Here is a 13,880-nt window from a genome sequence, read left to right on the forward strand (position 1 = left end):
ACTGGGTGCGGATTAGTCTTTTGATCGCCCGGGAAATGTTTCCTGAAAACGTTCTTACACACTATCCTTGACGGGAAGGATCCTGCATTTGCCTTTGCTGTAGCTTATTGCCTATCGCTTATTGCTTATCGCTGCTTTATGAAAGTCCATATTGGAACTTCAGGATGGGCATATCCTACGTGGAAGCCCGACTTCTATCCGGCAAAAACCCCTTCGAGCAAACTGCTCGACTATTACTCAACTCAGCTCAACTGCGTAGAAGTTAACTACACTTTCCGTGCCCGGCCGGCGGTGACGACACTGCAGAATTGGGCGACGGTTACGCCCGCGGATTTTACGTTTGTTGCCAAGGCGCACCAGAGGATCACGCACATCAAGAGATTGACTGACGTTGATCAGGATGTCGATTCCTTTTTTGCCGCGCTGCAGCCGCTGTTGCACGCACGTAAGTTAGGCCCAGTGCTTTTCCAGTTGCCTCCGAACCTCAAGGCCGACACGGATCGCCTCGCGAAGTTCCTGAAGATCATTCCCAAAGATGCGCCCGCGGCAATCGAGTACCGCAACATAAGCTGGTTTAACGATTCGATCTATTCCTTAATGCGCGAGCACAACGTCGCGCTGTGCATAGCCGAGAGCGATGAACTAGCCGTGCCGGAGGTCTTCACCGCAAACTTCACGTACTATCGCCTGCGCAAGTCCGACTACAGCGATGCAGAGATCGACGAAGTAGAAAAGCGCCTGCGCGCAGCAGCCCAGGAACGCGAAGTCTATGCTTTCCTGAAGCACGAAGACACCCCGGAAGGCGCAATCAACGCCAGGAAGCTGTTACAGCGACTGCGAAAAGATTGAACACGGAGGACACGGAGAGCACTGAGGGATTGATTCTTGCGTTCATAAGGTTTACGCGTTTTAATCGCGAGTATTTGCTGTGCCGTGCCACGGGTTCCGAATCCCTCCGTGTACTTCGTGTCCTCCGTGTTCAAAGATTTTTGGGCATTGCCTTGTACCGGCCGAGGGCCGCCGGAACCACGTAGTCGAGAGCGTGTTCAAAGCTTTTTGGTTACTCTCCCGGCACCCCTAAGCCGGAACATTGATCTGCGAACGACAATATTCCTGATGTCCACTCCCGATATCCTTTTCGCGTTTCTCGCGTATTTGAAAGTTGAGAAAGGGCTCTCTCCGCTCACCGTCGATGCCTATCGCGGCGATCTGAGGCAGCTCGCCGAGTTCCTGGAAAAACGAAAGCGTACGCTGCTGAATGCCGCGCGTCCCAATCTGCTTGCGTTTCTTGAACAGCTCACCGCGAACATGGTCGATGGTCGCAGTCGCGCGCGCAAGCTGTCTGCGCTGCGGCATTTTTATAGATTTCTTTTGCTCGATAAGAAGATCAAACACGATCCCACTTTGAACATCGAGAGTCCGCGGCAGTGGAAGATTCTGCCGAAGTCGCTGACCCTCGAGGAGATCGATGCCATGCTGGCGCAGGAAAAATCGAAGCCACAGGATCCCGCCCTCGCAATCCGCAACGCTGCGCTGCTCGAATTGCTCTATGCCACGGGAATGCGTGTCTCGGAGATCGTGAATCTCCGGCTGGAGGATCTGAACCTGCAGGCTTCCTCGGCGATCGTACACGGCAAGGGAGACAAAGAACGCATCGTTCCCTTCGGAGTTGCGGCGCGCGATGCGCTCCTTGCATATTTGCGGGATTCGCGTCCGCAACTTTGCCGGGTGCGTCGCTCGCCGCTTGTGTTTGTAGACCGAAGTGGAACGGGCCTAACCCGTGAACGTGTCTGGCGCATCGTCCGTGAGGCAAAGATCGAAGGCAAGGCGAGTCCGCATATGCTCCGCCATAGCTGCGCCACCCACATGGTGGGCAATGGAGCCGACCTGCGGACCGTCCAGACCATTTTGGGACATGCCGATATCGCGACTACCCACGTATACACACACGTCGCAATGGACCATCTTAAGAGCGTTTATCGTGCCCACCATCCGCGCGCAAAGCGTCGAATCTCGACGCAAAAGGAGCCCGCTTGAAGTCCTCAAGGTCACAAAAGGCGGCGCTCTCAGCTGCAAAAACGCGCTCCGGAATGTCACAATTGCGGTCGCGAAAGGAGCAAAGTAGCTCCGATAAGGGCGCAAACGTGCCGCACGATAGCGCGAAAAGTGCCGCAGAAAGGCGGGTTGACGAGTTCTTAGCGGCCTTAAAGACGCAGCGAAATGCCTCAGAACATACGGTTCATGCCTACCAAAAGGACCTCGCGAAGTTCATAAACTACGCTGGTAAAGGCCTTGATTGGCGCCGCGTAGAGCATTTAACCATCCGCGGATACCTCTCCGAGCTGCTCGGAAACGGCCTTAGCAAGCCCTCTACAGCGCGCGCATTGGCGTCATTGCGCTCTTTTTATAAGTGGATGGGGCGCGAAGGGCACGTTAAAACGAATCCAGCGGCGCTGGTTTCGACGCCCAAGCTGCCTAAAAAGCTGCCGCGAGTGCCCACAATGGAGGAAGTAAACGGCTTACTGGATGCAAATCTGCCGGAAAATGCCGCGTTTCCAGCGCGTGATCGCGTCATTTTCGAGCTCCTGTACGGCTGTGGATTGCGCAATTCCGAGCTGGTAGGGATCCAGTTGGACGATATTGCGTGGTCCAACGAAGTGATTCGCGTCCGCGGAAAGGGGAAAAAGGAGCGCTTGGTGCCTTTGGGAGACGCCGCAGCGGCGGCAATCCGCGAATATCTGCGGGAAAGACAGCGCCTGATTGATGTAAAACGGCGCTCCTGCGCGGCGCTTCTGGTCAATTTGCGCGCGGGACCGCTCACTACGCGCAGCGTAGGACGCATCGTAAAGGCGATTGCGGTGGCGCGAGGATTGTCGTCAGACGTGCATCCGCACACTTTACGGCACGCTTTTGGCACCCATATGCTGGAAGAAGGCGCCGATTTGCGCGCTATTCAGGAGCTCTTAGGCCACGAAAGACTATCCACAACGCAGCGCTATACGCAATTAACGTCCAATCACATCACGCGGGTATACGATGCGACGCATCCGCGAGCGAAGTGATTGGACGTTGTCCTGAGTTTGAGCGGGTTCCTAAGCGGCTCTGCGTGAGCGGCCTTTCTTAACCGATGCCGGACTACGGCGCGCCGGACGTTTTTCCTGCTCCTCCTCTTCCTCGATGCCCAGATTGTCCGGTTTCAATTTGCGCGACATCGCTTCGAGCTTGGTGCGGGTCTGCTCTTCTTCTTTCAAATTTTGGTTGAGCAGCTTCACCGCTTTGTTCACGTTGAGCTGGTCTGCGAGCTTTATCAATGAGTTATAAGCGTTGATCTCATAACTTTCGACTTTGATCGCCGCGCCAACGTCGAAGATGGAAAGGATGTCCTCTGCCGGATCTTCTTCCTTGAAGGCATCGCGTTCTTCGATCAGTCCTTTAATTCCTTTGCATTCGCTAGGTTCCGGCTGCTCTCCAAGCTGCTCGAAAATCTGCTGGAGCCGCTCAACCTGCTTCTCAGTTTGCGCCTGGTGCTGCTGAAATCCCTTTTGTAATTGTGGTTCTTCAGAGTGATCCTCTGCCATTTGTCCCAATGCTTCGACGAGCTTCTGCTCAGCATCGAGCATGTCGGTGAGTTCGTGGACGAAGAGTTCTTTGGCGGTTTGCACAGTTGTCCTCCTATGGCCGAGCTAATAAGATTGCCGCACCGAAATTCTGGCTGCCTTGCGTCTCGTGATTGCCGCAAATTTCCGTTTCTAAGACTCCATGCAGAGCTTTTATCAACGATTCGTAGACACGGCGACTCGATATCCAAATAACGTCGCGGTGGAACTGCAGCGCGCAGCGCCCGCCTCCGACAGCTCTGCAGCAGATACATCATCTGCCCAGAATGTGAGCTTTACGTATGCCGAACTGCGCCGCATCGCAGAACATCTTGGCGCCTGGCTACAGAAGGAGGGAGTTTCCGCAGGCGCGCGATGCGCAATCCTGGCAGCCAACAGCCCGCGCTGGGTGGCAGCGTATCTCGCAACCATGGCGGCCGGGTGTGTCGCAGTACCGCTCGATACAGCCTTCAAATCAGAGCAGGTAGCAAAGCTGCTGAAGGACTGCGGCGCGTCTATGCTGTTCGTCGACGGTGCGCACGTCGAAATCGCCCAAGATGCCTGGAATTCAATCAGCGTGGATCCGGCTACCAAGGGCCGGGTGTTTGTCATCGACTCCCACGTTAATTCACCGCTCCCAGACCTCGATCAGGTCCTCTCCCAAAATGTTCTCGCACTCACTGCCTTGCAGGTGACGGCCAACGAAGTTGCCGTTCTCCTCTACACCTCGGGTACTACCAGCGATCCCAAAGGCGTGATGCTCACGCATGCAAACCTCAGCGCAGAAGCGGACGCCGTGTTCAAGACAATCCGAGTCACGCCAGATGATGCGCTGCTAGGCGTTCTGCCGCTGTTTCATGCGCTCGCTCAAATGGCAAATCTTCTACTGCCACTCTCGATTGGCGCACGAGTGGTGTACCTGGAGAGCCTGAACACGACAGAACTGCTCCGCGCGTTGCAGGAGCGCGGGATTACTCTGTTCGCCTGCGTTCCACAGTTCTTCTACCTGATCCACGAAAGAGTGACGAAGGAAGTTGAAAGTCGCGGTGGAATGGCACGCATCGGATTCCGCAGCTTACTGGCGACAGCGCGTGTGGGGAATGTGCTCCGCCTCAATTTGGGAAAGATATTCTTTGCCAAAGTCCATCGGCAGCTTGGAATCAAGATGCGTCACTTCATTACCGGTGGTTCCCGTTTTGATCCCAAGATCGGCCGTGATCTCGAAGAGATGGGCTTCAGCGTCTTGCAAGCTTACGGGCTTACGGAGACAACCGGCGGCGCGTTTGTGACTCCGCCGGGTGACAACGTCCTTGGCTCCGTTGGTAAGCCGCTTCCGGGGAATGAAGTCCGCATTGAGCGCAGCGAGCAGCATGCAGAAGGCTCCGCCGGCGAAATCCTGATTCGCGGACCGATTGTCATGAAGGGCTACTACAACCGTCCCGAAGCAACAGCCGAAATTCTGAAAGAAGGATGGCTACACACTGGCGATCTCGGGTATCTGGATCCTCACGGCAATCTGTTCGTGACCGGACGCAGCAAGGACGTCATTGTTCTGAGCAATGGCAAGAACATTTATCCCGAAGAGATCGAAGCGCATTATCTGCAATCGCCCTTGATCAAGGACATCTGCGTCATAGGCCTCGAGAGCCGTCCGGGTGAGCCCCTGGCGGAGCGCTTGCACGCGGTGATCGTCCCTAATTTCGACGTGCTGCGCGAGCGCAGAGTCGTGAATGCGCGCGAAGTGATTCGCTTCGATGTCGAAGGGCTTTCAGCGCAACTCCCCAGCACCAAACGCATTCTTAGCTATGACATCTGGCAGGAAGATCTGCCGCGCACCACCACCCGGAAACTGAAACGCTTTCAGATTCGACAGCGTGTGACAAAGAATGAGAAGGGGACAGCGGAACAGCCGCTCTCTGCCGAACGCAAATTCAGCGATGAAGATCGCTTGTGGCTCTCCGCTCAGGATGTGCAGCAGGCAATGACTGTGATTCGCTCTACGAGTAAGAAGGAAGGCGAGATTCATCCCGAAGATAATCTTGAACTCGATCTCGGCCTCGACTCGATGGAACGCGTCGAACTGCTAGTCGCGCTGGAAGGCGCCCTGAACTCGCATCCTGAAGACTCGGAGCTAGCGAATGTTTATTCCGTTCGCGAACTTATTACTACGCTGCTCAAATATCGTGATGCGTCAGCGACTGGAACGAAGGGCACTGGCTGGGAATTTGTCTTCGCCTCAGAAACAACCGATCAGGAAGTAATCGAGACACTTGCTCCCTCACGATCCTTCACTATGTTCTGGTTTGTTGCTGCGCGACTGGCCCGCTACTTATGCCAGGTGCTGTACAGGATTCAGCTCAGCGGCCTGGAAAACATACCGCAGGACCGGCCTTTCATCCTCTCGCCTAATCATCAAAGCTTCATGGATGCTCCCCTGATCATGAGCTATCTCCCATTTCGGATTTTCCGGAAGATGTTCTATGTGGGCACGAGCGAGATCTTTGGAACGGGAATCCTCCGCCGCATCGCGCGTTCGATGAAGCTGGTGCCTATCGATCCCGATGCAAACCTGGTCCCGGCTATGCGCGCAGGCGCTTACGGACTTCGACACGGCGAGGCCCTCGTGCTGTATCCGGAAGGCGAGCGCAGCATAAGCGGCGAGCCCAGAATGTTCAAAAAAGGCGCAGCCATTCTTGCCACGCACCTGCAGGTTCCGATCGTACCCGTAGCAGTTGACGGCTTCGAAAAAGCGTGGGGACGCGGCAAGGGAATCAGGCTTTTTCAGGCGCTGCAAATTCGCATCGGCTCTCCCATCGAGCCAGAGGCCACTGCCGGCGCTTCGGAGAAGAGCTACGACAGACTGACCACTGAGCTGAAACAGCGCGTTATGGATATGTGGATGGTTCTTCACATGCGTTTGGGTTCACAACACGAGGTTGCAGCTGCCCGCTGAGCTCGATCTTGATTACGTGGTTCCGGCCGGCCGCCGTGCCGGTACAAGGCGTCAGATTTCCTTGCTCTGAGTATTTTGCATTATCAATGGTTGAGAGAACCGAGAACGACACATTTCCAAGCAACCGCAACACTGTACCGGCCGAGGGCGGCCGGAACCGTAATTAACATCGGAGCCTGAGGATAAGACGCTCTGAGCGCCACCTGGTCTGGAAGACTTCAACTCACACCAGCTGCTTTTTCTACTTCAACTCACACCAGCTGCTTTTTCTAAAGTGATCAGAGTGGCCGCGTAGTCCAGGTTGGCGTTGCCCTCGCGTGTCGAAGACTCATAGACCTTGTCGACAGTTTCAAGCCCCGGGAGCTTCACTCCATTTAGGCGGGCAGCTTCGAGCATCAGATGTATGTCTTTGTGCATGAGTCGCATGGGGAAATTGGCGGAAAAATCTCGCGCCATTACAAATGGAGCTTTGTAGTCCACAACTCCGGATCGGACCATCGACTGATTGATCAGGTTTATCAGAGGCTTCAGATCCACGCCTTGCTTCTTCGCAAGGACAAGCGCTTCGGCAAATCCCTCGTAGGTAAGAGCGATCATCAGGTTCATCGATAATTTTGCGGCGAGGCCTTTGCCATTCGCGCCCACACGCACTGCGCTCTTGCCCATCACTGCGAACAGCGGCTGCAGTTTTTCGAACGTCTCTTCGCGCGCCCCGACGATGAAGATAAGCTGGCCGCTCTCAGCTCCCACTTTGGAGCCAGTGACCGGCGCATCGACGAAGTCGCCACCCTTCGCTCTTACTTTCTCGGCAAATTTAAGGCTCGCATCGGGCAAGATGGTGCTGGAGTCGACGACGACTGTGTTCGGTTTCAGTGATTCGATCACTCCGTTTTCGCCTAATAGCACTTCTTCCACGGCTTTCGTATCGGAGACACATAGCCAGACAATCTCAGCATCTTTGGCAGCTTCTCTCGGCGTGGAAGCCGAATGCGCTCCATCAACAGTTTTACCGGGACTGCGATTCCAAACCTTCAATTCATGACCGGCCTTGACGAGGTTTTGAGCCATGGGTTTGCCCATGATTCCCAATCCGAGAAATGCAATTCGCATGCTTACTCCTGAAAGCTAAGAAATCTTTCTAGCCGAAGACACCGGCTCCTGCTGGCGCAAATGTTCCTTGAGCGCACTCGTCGACTCAATCGGCGGCTGACAGCTGAATCCAGAGCACAACAGCGCGAAACTCTTGTTCTGTTTTAGCGCAGGAAGGTTCGGGATGGTCTGAGCCAGCGTCGGAGGAAGATTCTTTTCGACGACGTGATCGCGATTGAACTGCAACACTGAGTTCGAGATGCTGAACGGCGACAACGCGGCGCGATAGAGTTCATGCGCCTTTTCGTCTTTGCCTATGATGACCGCTTGGATATGAGGACGCGAGCACACCGCAACGGCGATCCCGTAGGTCGCGCCGAAAATTCCAAAATGACCGGCGATACCGGCGAATGCGCCTAACGTGGACTCCGCGATCTCGCGGTGCTTGTTGTCTCCGGAGTATGCATGAAGCCGCAACAGAGTGATAGCAGCCGCCGGATTGCCCGCCGGAGTCGGCGAATCCTGCAACGGCTTGCGCCTGGCGGCGAGCGCGCCGAGGCTACCCTGCAATGCACGCCTTGAAGTATCGAAGAACCCGCCGCCCGTTTCGTCGTGAAAGTTCTCGATCATCTTTGCGGCGATCTTCTCTGCGAAGCGGTAATAACTGAGGTCAGTCGTGATTTCGTACGCGTCAAGGCAGGCGATTACTGAGAACGCATAGTCGTCCAGCAGTCCATTGACGTCGCGATGCTGCGCGGCAGAATCGGAGTAGGCGATTACGTGCCTGAGTCCGTTCTCCGTGGACCACCCTTCAGAAAGCAGCCGATCGAGCGATCGCAAAGCAAAGTGCTCTGCGTCTGACAACTCAAGAACCTTTGCTGCCTCAAGATATGCGGAGATGCAAAGGGCGTTCCAGCTCACGTAGATCGTCTTATCGATGTATGGGGTCGATCGAGCAAGTCGCGCGTTCAGCATTTTTTCTTGCGCCGAGCGAATAAGCTCTCGGATTTCCTCGACGCTACGCTTCAGCCGCGTCGCAAGCTGCTCCGGAGTGGCACGAACGTGCAAGACATTTTTCTCAGGTCGATGATGCATCTCGCCGACTTCCCCGATGTCGTAAAGCGGCGCAACCGCCTCGAGTTCCTGCGGAGTCAGGACCTCGCGCGCCTCGGCAAGCGACCAGGTGAAGTAATCGCCGTCGTCATGCAAATCGATATCAGCATCCTGCGAGGCATAGAAGCCGCCGCTCTCGCGATCGCTTAGCCAATCATCCATCCAGCGAATGATGTCGCGGGCAATGTGTGCGTAGAAGTCATTCCCGGTGAGCTGGTAGGCATGTACGTAGTTCTTGAGGAGCCCCGAGTTGTCGTACGACATCTTTTCGAAATGTGGCACGACCCAGCGTTCATCCACCGAGTAACGATGAAATCCTCCGGCGAGCTGATCGTAAACGCCGCCTTGGGCCATCCTATCCAGCGTCGTGGTCACCACCTTCAAAGCCTCTTCCTCGCCACTTCGGCCGCAGTAATCGATAAGCAGATCGAGGATTGAAGGATGTGGAAACTTCGGAGCAGATCCAAATCCGCCATGATGCGGATCGAAGCTCTGGATCGCGGACTTCACTATGCCATCGACCAATCCGGGAGAAATCTCTCCCGAACGGCCCGCGAATGATTCGGCATGATCGATCGCGCTCATGACATGCTCGGCGGATTCCATCACATCGCTGTGCTTTTCGCGATACGCCGATGCAAGAGTCTGAAGAATGCGCTTGAATCCGGGACGTCCGTAGTGATCCTCGGGCGGAAAATAGGTCCCGCCGAAAAATGGCCGGCCATCGGGAGTCAGAAAAGCCGTGAGAGGCCAGCCGCCTTGTCCGCTCATTGCCTGAACCGCCGCTTGATATCGGCTATCAACGTCGGGCCGCTCGTCGCGGTCAACCTTCATTGCGATGTAATTGTCGTTAATGAGCTTCGCGATCTCGGCATTTTCGTACGACTCACGATCCATCACGTGGCACCAGTGGCACCAAACGGCGCCAATGTCAAGCAACACCGGCTTGTTCTCACGCTGAGCCTTGTCGAAGGCGTCCGCGCTCCACTCGTGCCACTCGACCGGCTGATGCATCGCGGACCGCAGATATGAAGAACAGGCCTGCGCTAGTGCGTTTTTGGACTCCGACATAAGGTTTCAGTCTAGCGCATTAGGACGCGAGCAGTTTTTCCGCGACTGAAACGTACAGTTCAACAGCGTCGGTCAGATCGCGCTTCGATATGAACTCACCATCTGTGTGCGCGACATGAATCGATCCTGGTCCCAGCAGCACAGGCTGACCCCAGTTCGTGAGTGCTGGAATATCAGTCGTGAACGCCGCAATCATTTCGGGAATTCCATCGACCGTACGAAGTTTGACGTATGGAATTTCCAGCGCGAATTCGGCGATCGCTAGACTTTTGACAGCTGTCTGAATGTCTTTGCGTAGCTTCTCAGTAGATCCGACGAGACGATACAGCAATTGCGCCTGTGCAAAATCGGGAATTACGTTCGGAGCACGACCACCTTCGATCAACCCGATGTTAACGGTAGTCGGGCCGATCTCAGGATTCTCTGGCAGTGACATCTCTAGCAGCCGATATAGCGCCTTCACCAGCTTCTCGATCGCTGAGTCTCCGAGGTGCGGATATGCCGAATGCGCCATGCGTCCCTTCGCAGTGAGTTGCACGCGAAGCGTTCCTTTGGAAGCGCGTCCGATCTTGTTCTCGGTTGGTTCGCCGTTGATCAGGAATCGTGATCCAGGAGCGTGAAGGTTAGCCTCCTTTGCTCCCTGACTGTCGCGCTCTTCGCCAACAAGAAAAAGCAGTCCAATATTTGAATTGTTCTTGCGGAGTGTTTCGGCGGCTGCGATCTGCGCGGCTATGATTCCTTTGGCATCGCATGAACCGCGTCCGTAGATCTTCTCGCCATCTTCGGATGATGGAATGAACGGCGGCACTGTGTCCATGTGAGTCGAGAAAATGAGATCAGGCTTCGCGTCAAGAGTCGCGTAGATGTTGTTGCGAGCACCGTCAACCTGCATCTTCTCAGTGCGGTATCCGAGCTCTGAAAGAAAGCCGTGAAGATAATCACCTACTTCGGCTTCGTTGCCGCTGATCGATTCGATGTCAATAAGCTCGCGTGTGAGCCGCGCTGGGTCCATATTGAAAGCATATCGGAAGCACTCGCGTAGAATCGAACTCAGCGCAATAGTCTTGCGTATTGCTTTAAGACTGAGGTAGTCCGAGAAAGTGGCGAATGCGATTCAGTCCATCTTTCTGTCCGGTCCTGCTGGCCGGCTGGAAGCGCTGCTGAACGTTGGAGCGCCCGGCGCACCCTATGCTGCGCTGGTTTGCCATCCTCACCCGGTACATGGCGGAACGATGCACAGCAGAGTCGTCTATCACGCAGCGAAGGCTGTGCACGGCTTTGGTTTGCCGGTGCTGCGTTTCAATTTCCGCGGCACTGGATTGAGCGAAGGCACACACGACCACGGACGAGGCGAGCGCGATGATATTCGCGCAGCACTTAACTGGCTGGAGCAGGAGTATAACCTGCCAATCATTTTTGCTGGATTTTCGTTTGGCGCCGCGACGGGACTAAAGGCCTGCTGTCCCGATCCACGCGTTGTAGGACTGATTGCGCTTGGAACGCCGCTTAGCGTCCAGGAGCGCCTCTATACATATTCGTACCTCTCGAGCTGCACGAAGCCAAAGCTGATGGTCAGCGGCGACCACGATCAGTTCGCTCCCACGGCAAATCTGCGTGAGATTTTCAACCTTGCTGCTGAGCCGAAGGAATTCCTGTTAGTGGAAGGCGCCGATCACTTCTTCGAAGGCAAGCTGCCAATTATGCGAGAAGCCATCGCGGAATGGCTGCCCCGTCACTTCCCTGCTCTCAATCTGCAACAACGCGCCTGATCCAAAATGCAATTGGGCTCGGACACCAAACCAAAAAGAATGCATGAGTTGGCGCGGCAGATCTTTAACGAGACGCTCGCCGAAATTAGCATTCCTCGTGTGTTCAATCGCAAAGTTGAGTATTCACGCGGGATTCTGCGGGTTGAACAGGACCTCTATGATCTGAACTCATTTGAACGCGTGCTGGTGATTGCGATAGGCAAGGCGGCGCACACGATGCTGGAATCGCTGCTGGCACAAACTGGACCGACTTTGCAGGGAATCGTCTGCTCGGTTCCAAGTTCATCGCAACAGCCCGGGTTTCGCTATTTTGCAGGTGGGCATCCCCTGCCCACGGAAGAATCCGTGCGAGGTGCAAGGGCCATTCTGAAGGCGCTTTCTGGTCTGAATGAGCACACGCTGGTGGCCTATCTCATCAGCGGCGGGGCATCCGCCATGGTTGAGGTGCCAATTGAGGAAGATATCTCGCTCGACGATCTCGTTGAAACCTATAGAGTGCTGGTCCACTCCGGTGCCACGATTAGCGAGATCAATGCGATCCGCAAGCATCTGTCTGCAGTAAAGGGAGGCAGGCTGGCTCAGGCCGCATTTCCTGCCCGGCAGCTCAGCATCATGGTAAGCGACGTTCCTGAACATTCGCTGGATACACTAGCCTCCGGGCCAACCATGCCGGACTCAAGTACGGACACCGATTGCTATCTGATTGCGGAGACGCACGGTCTCTCCGGAACGTTTCCCGAAAGCGTACGAAGAATTTTTGCGGAGCGAGCTTTGAAAGAGACTCCGAAGGCGGATGATTCTGCATTCGCGAACTCACGCTGGTGGCCGATCCTATCGAGCACGTCGGCAGCGCAAGCCGCAGCGGACTCGCTGTCGAAGCATGGCTTTGCTGTCGAAATCGACAACACACCCGACGATTGGCCTTTCGAGCGAGCAGCCGGGTATCTGCTAAACCATCTTCACGAACTGCGCAAGAGCAAGTCGCGAGTGGCTGTGATCTCGGCAGGAGAGATCACAGTGAGTGTTCCTGATATGGGCGGCACCGGAGGTCGGAACCAGCATTTTGCTTTGTACTGTGCTCAGCAGATTGCGGGAGAAGACATTGTGGTTGTCAGTGCAGGAACTGATGGAATCGACGGGAACAGCCCTGCCGCAGGTGCCCTAGCGGATGGGACGACAATTGCTCGGGCGCGTGAGGCAGGGTTCGACGTGAAGCGAACCCTTGAGAGTTTTGATTCATATTCATTGTTCGGGCGGTTAGGTGATGCAATTGTCACCGGACCAACAGGTAACAATGTGCGGGATGTGCGCATTCTAGTTGCGTACTAGCCGCTCTTCAGCATCACACCCGACTCAGAGCGGCCGAAACCACATTACTTGAAAATTCGCGTCTTGCCCTCATCGAGCACTAAGACGCGCTCGCTGACTCCAGCGGCAGCAGCTGCGGCTCGCAACCGTTGCACAGGCTCATCCATGGGCTCGTACGAGAGGCGGAATGTTCCGTAGTGCATTGGAATCATCAGTCGCGAACCGAGATCGAGGAAGCCCTGCAGCGCGTCCTCAGGACTGGTGTGCACATTGCGAAAGTGTTCCGGATAATACGCGCCGATCGGCAAGAGCGCCAATTCGGGATTCAGCCGGCGCCCAATCTCGCGAAAACCCTCGAAATAAGCGGTGTCGCCGGCGTGATAGACCGAATGCCGCTGCGAGCGAATCACGTAACCGCCAAAACCGCGATGGAAATCGCGGAGCATGCGGGCTCCCCAATGCTGCGCAGGAGTATGTGTGATGCTTAGGCCTGCATCGCGACACTCCTCCCACCACTCCAGTTCATGAAGGCGGTTAAAACCTAAGCGCGCGACGATATCGCCAACATTTCTCGGAACAATGATCTGCGGAGCGCGTCCGCAGCGCCAGCGTGTAAGCCGCGCGATCGCGCGCAGCGATGGTCGATGCAAGTGATCAAAGTGCGCATGACTAACCAGTACATAATCGATCGGCGGCAGATCCCGGAGTCGAACTCCCGGCCGTCGCTGCCGCTTGAGGACGAACAGCCAGCGCGCAAAGTTGGGATCGATCGCAATATTGCGTCCAGCAATCTGGATAAGGAAGCTGCTGTGGCCAATGAACGTAATTCCCAATTCGCGCTCGCTGACGAGATGCGGTTTATGCGAGCGTCCGGTTCTTGGAGTGACGGCGGACGTTCTTACGAGCTGACCGAATTGCTTTGCTTTACGCCGGATGGTGATATTCAGCATTTAGGCCCTGTTTCTTAGACGATCTGCGACT

Annotated in this window: 11 protein-coding genes; 6 read left to right on the plus strand and 5 right to left on the minus strand. The window is 55.4% G+C overall.

The features are described 5' to 3' along the window. Nucleotides 1-138: 138 nt before the first annotated feature. The 3 genes from DMG62_17735 (at nucleotide 139) to DMG62_17745 (ending at nucleotide 3,062) form a co-directional block, all read left to right on the plus strand. On the plus strand, nucleotides 139-849 hold the full coding sequence (locus tag DMG62_17735; GenBank protein PYY21563.1) for a DUF72 domain-containing protein: 711 nt from the start codon (nucleotides 139-141) through the stop codon (nucleotides 847-849). A gap of 267 nt (nucleotides 850-1,116) precedes the next feature. Further along, a complete protein-coding gene (locus DMG62_17740) occupies nucleotides 1,117-2,037 on the plus strand; it encodes a recombinase XerD (GenBank protein PYY21564.1) in 921 nt (306 codons plus the stop codon). A 53-nt stretch (nucleotides 2,038-2,090) separates the two neighbouring features. Beyond that, nucleotides 2,091-3,062 (plus strand): recombinase XerC, encoded by a 972-nt coding sequence (locus DMG62_17745; protein ID PYY21602.1) that lies wholly within the window; start codon nucleotides 2,091-2,093, stop codon nucleotides 3,060-3,062. A 30-nt stretch (nucleotides 3,063-3,092) separates the two neighbouring features. Here DMG62_17745 and DMG62_17750 read toward each other — a convergent pair whose 3' ends face one another. Next, a complete protein-coding gene (locus DMG62_17750) occupies nucleotides 3,093-3,662 on the minus strand; it encodes a hypothetical protein (GenBank protein ID PYY21565.1) in 570 nt (189 codons plus the stop codon). 97 nt (nucleotides 3,663-3,759) lie between these two features. Between DMG62_17750 and DMG62_17755 the strand changes: the two genes are divergently transcribed. Then, nucleotides 3,760-6,549 carry a hypothetical protein gene (locus DMG62_17755; GenBank protein ID PYY21566.1) on the plus strand — a complete coding sequence of 930 codons (2,790 nt, stop codon included), beginning with the start codon at nucleotides 3,760-3,762 and terminating at the stop codon, nucleotides 6,547-6,549. 246 nt (nucleotides 6,550-6,795) lie between these two features. Here the strand turns inward: DMG62_17755 and DMG62_17760 are convergent, their stop codons facing one another. The 3 genes from DMG62_17760 to DMG62_17770 are packed head-to-tail and all read right to left on the minus strand — an operon-like array spanning nucleotide 6,796 to nucleotide 10,834. Next, complete coding sequence (locus DMG62_17760; GenBank protein ID PYY21567.1) at nucleotides 6,796-7,659, minus strand: NAD(P)-dependent oxidoreductase; 864 nt, start codon at nucleotides 7,657-7,659, stop codon at nucleotides 6,796-6,798. Between the two features lie 15 nt (nucleotides 7,660-7,674). Beyond that, on the minus strand, nucleotides 7,675-9,822 hold the full coding sequence (locus DMG62_17765; protein PYY21568.1) for a thioredoxin domain-containing protein: 2,148 nt from the start codon (nucleotides 9,820-9,822) through the stop codon (nucleotides 7,675-7,677). 19 nt (nucleotides 9,823-9,841) lie between these two features. After that, the gene (locus DMG62_17770) at nucleotides 9,842-10,834 is read right to left on the minus strand and encodes a peptidase dimerization protein (GenBank protein ID PYY21569.1); all 993 of its coding nucleotides are present in this window, start codon (nucleotides 10,832-10,834) and stop codon (nucleotides 9,842-9,844) included. 88 nt (nucleotides 10,835-10,922) lie between these two features. On the opposite strand from DMG62_17770, the gene DMG62_17775 reads away from it, so the two are divergent. After that, entirely contained in the window at nucleotides 10,923-11,591 is a 669-nt protein-coding gene (locus DMG62_17775) for an alpha/beta hydrolase (protein ID PYY21570.1), read from the plus strand. Nucleotides 11,592-11,597: 6 nt separating this feature from the next. Further along, complete coding sequence (locus DMG62_17780) at nucleotides 11,598-12,920, plus strand: hydroxypyruvate reductase (GenBank protein ID PYY21571.1); 1,323 nt, start codon at nucleotides 11,598-11,600, stop codon at nucleotides 12,918-12,920. 44 nt (nucleotides 12,921-12,964) lie between these two features. Here DMG62_17780 and DMG62_17785 read toward each other — a convergent pair whose 3' ends face one another. Beyond that, nucleotides 12,965-13,849, minus strand: a complete 885-nt coding sequence (locus DMG62_17785; GenBank protein PYY21572.1) for an MBL fold metallo-hydrolase — start codon at nucleotides 13,847-13,849, stop codon at nucleotides 12,965-12,967. Nucleotides 13,850-13,880: the final 31 nt, after the last annotated feature.

The organism is Acidobacteriota bacterium (assembly GCA_003225175.1).
Lineage (GTDB): Bacteria > Acidobacteriota > Terriglobia > Terriglobales > Acidobacteriaceae > Gp1-AA112.

Coding starts and splice junctions, on each gene's coding strand:
- DMG62_17770 (PYY21569.1), bottom strand. CDS start 10,834: ATGGACCCAGCGCGGCTCACACGCGAGCTTATTGACATCGAATCGATC.
- DMG62_17765 (PYY21568.1), bottom strand. CDS start 9,822: ATGTCGGAGTCCAAAAACGCACTAGCGCAGGCCTGTTCTTCATATCTG.
- DMG62_17745 (PYY21602.1), top strand. CDS start 2,091: ATGTCACAATTGCGGTCGCGAAAGGAGCAAAGTAGCTCCGATAAGGGC.
- DMG62_17740 (PYY21564.1), top strand. CDS start 1,117: ATGTCCACTCCCGATATCCTTTTCGCGTTTCTCGCGTATTTGAAAGTT.
- DMG62_17785 (PYY21572.1), bottom strand. CDS start 13,849: ATGCTGAATATCACCATCCGGCGTAAAGCAAAGCAATTCGGTCAGCTC.
- DMG62_17755 (PYY21566.1), top strand. CDS start 3,760: ATGCAGAGCTTTTATCAACGATTCGTAGACACGGCGACTCGATATCCA.
- DMG62_17780 (PYY21571.1), top strand. CDS start 11,598: ATGCAATTGGGCTCGGACACCAAACCAAAAAGAATGCATGAGTTGGCG.
- DMG62_17735 (PYY21563.1), top strand. CDS start 139: ATGAAAGTCCATATTGGAACTTCAGGATGGGCATATCCTACGTGGAAG.
- DMG62_17760 (PYY21567.1), bottom strand. CDS start 7,659: ATGCGAATTGCATTTCTCGGATTGGGAATCATGGGCAAACCCATGGCT.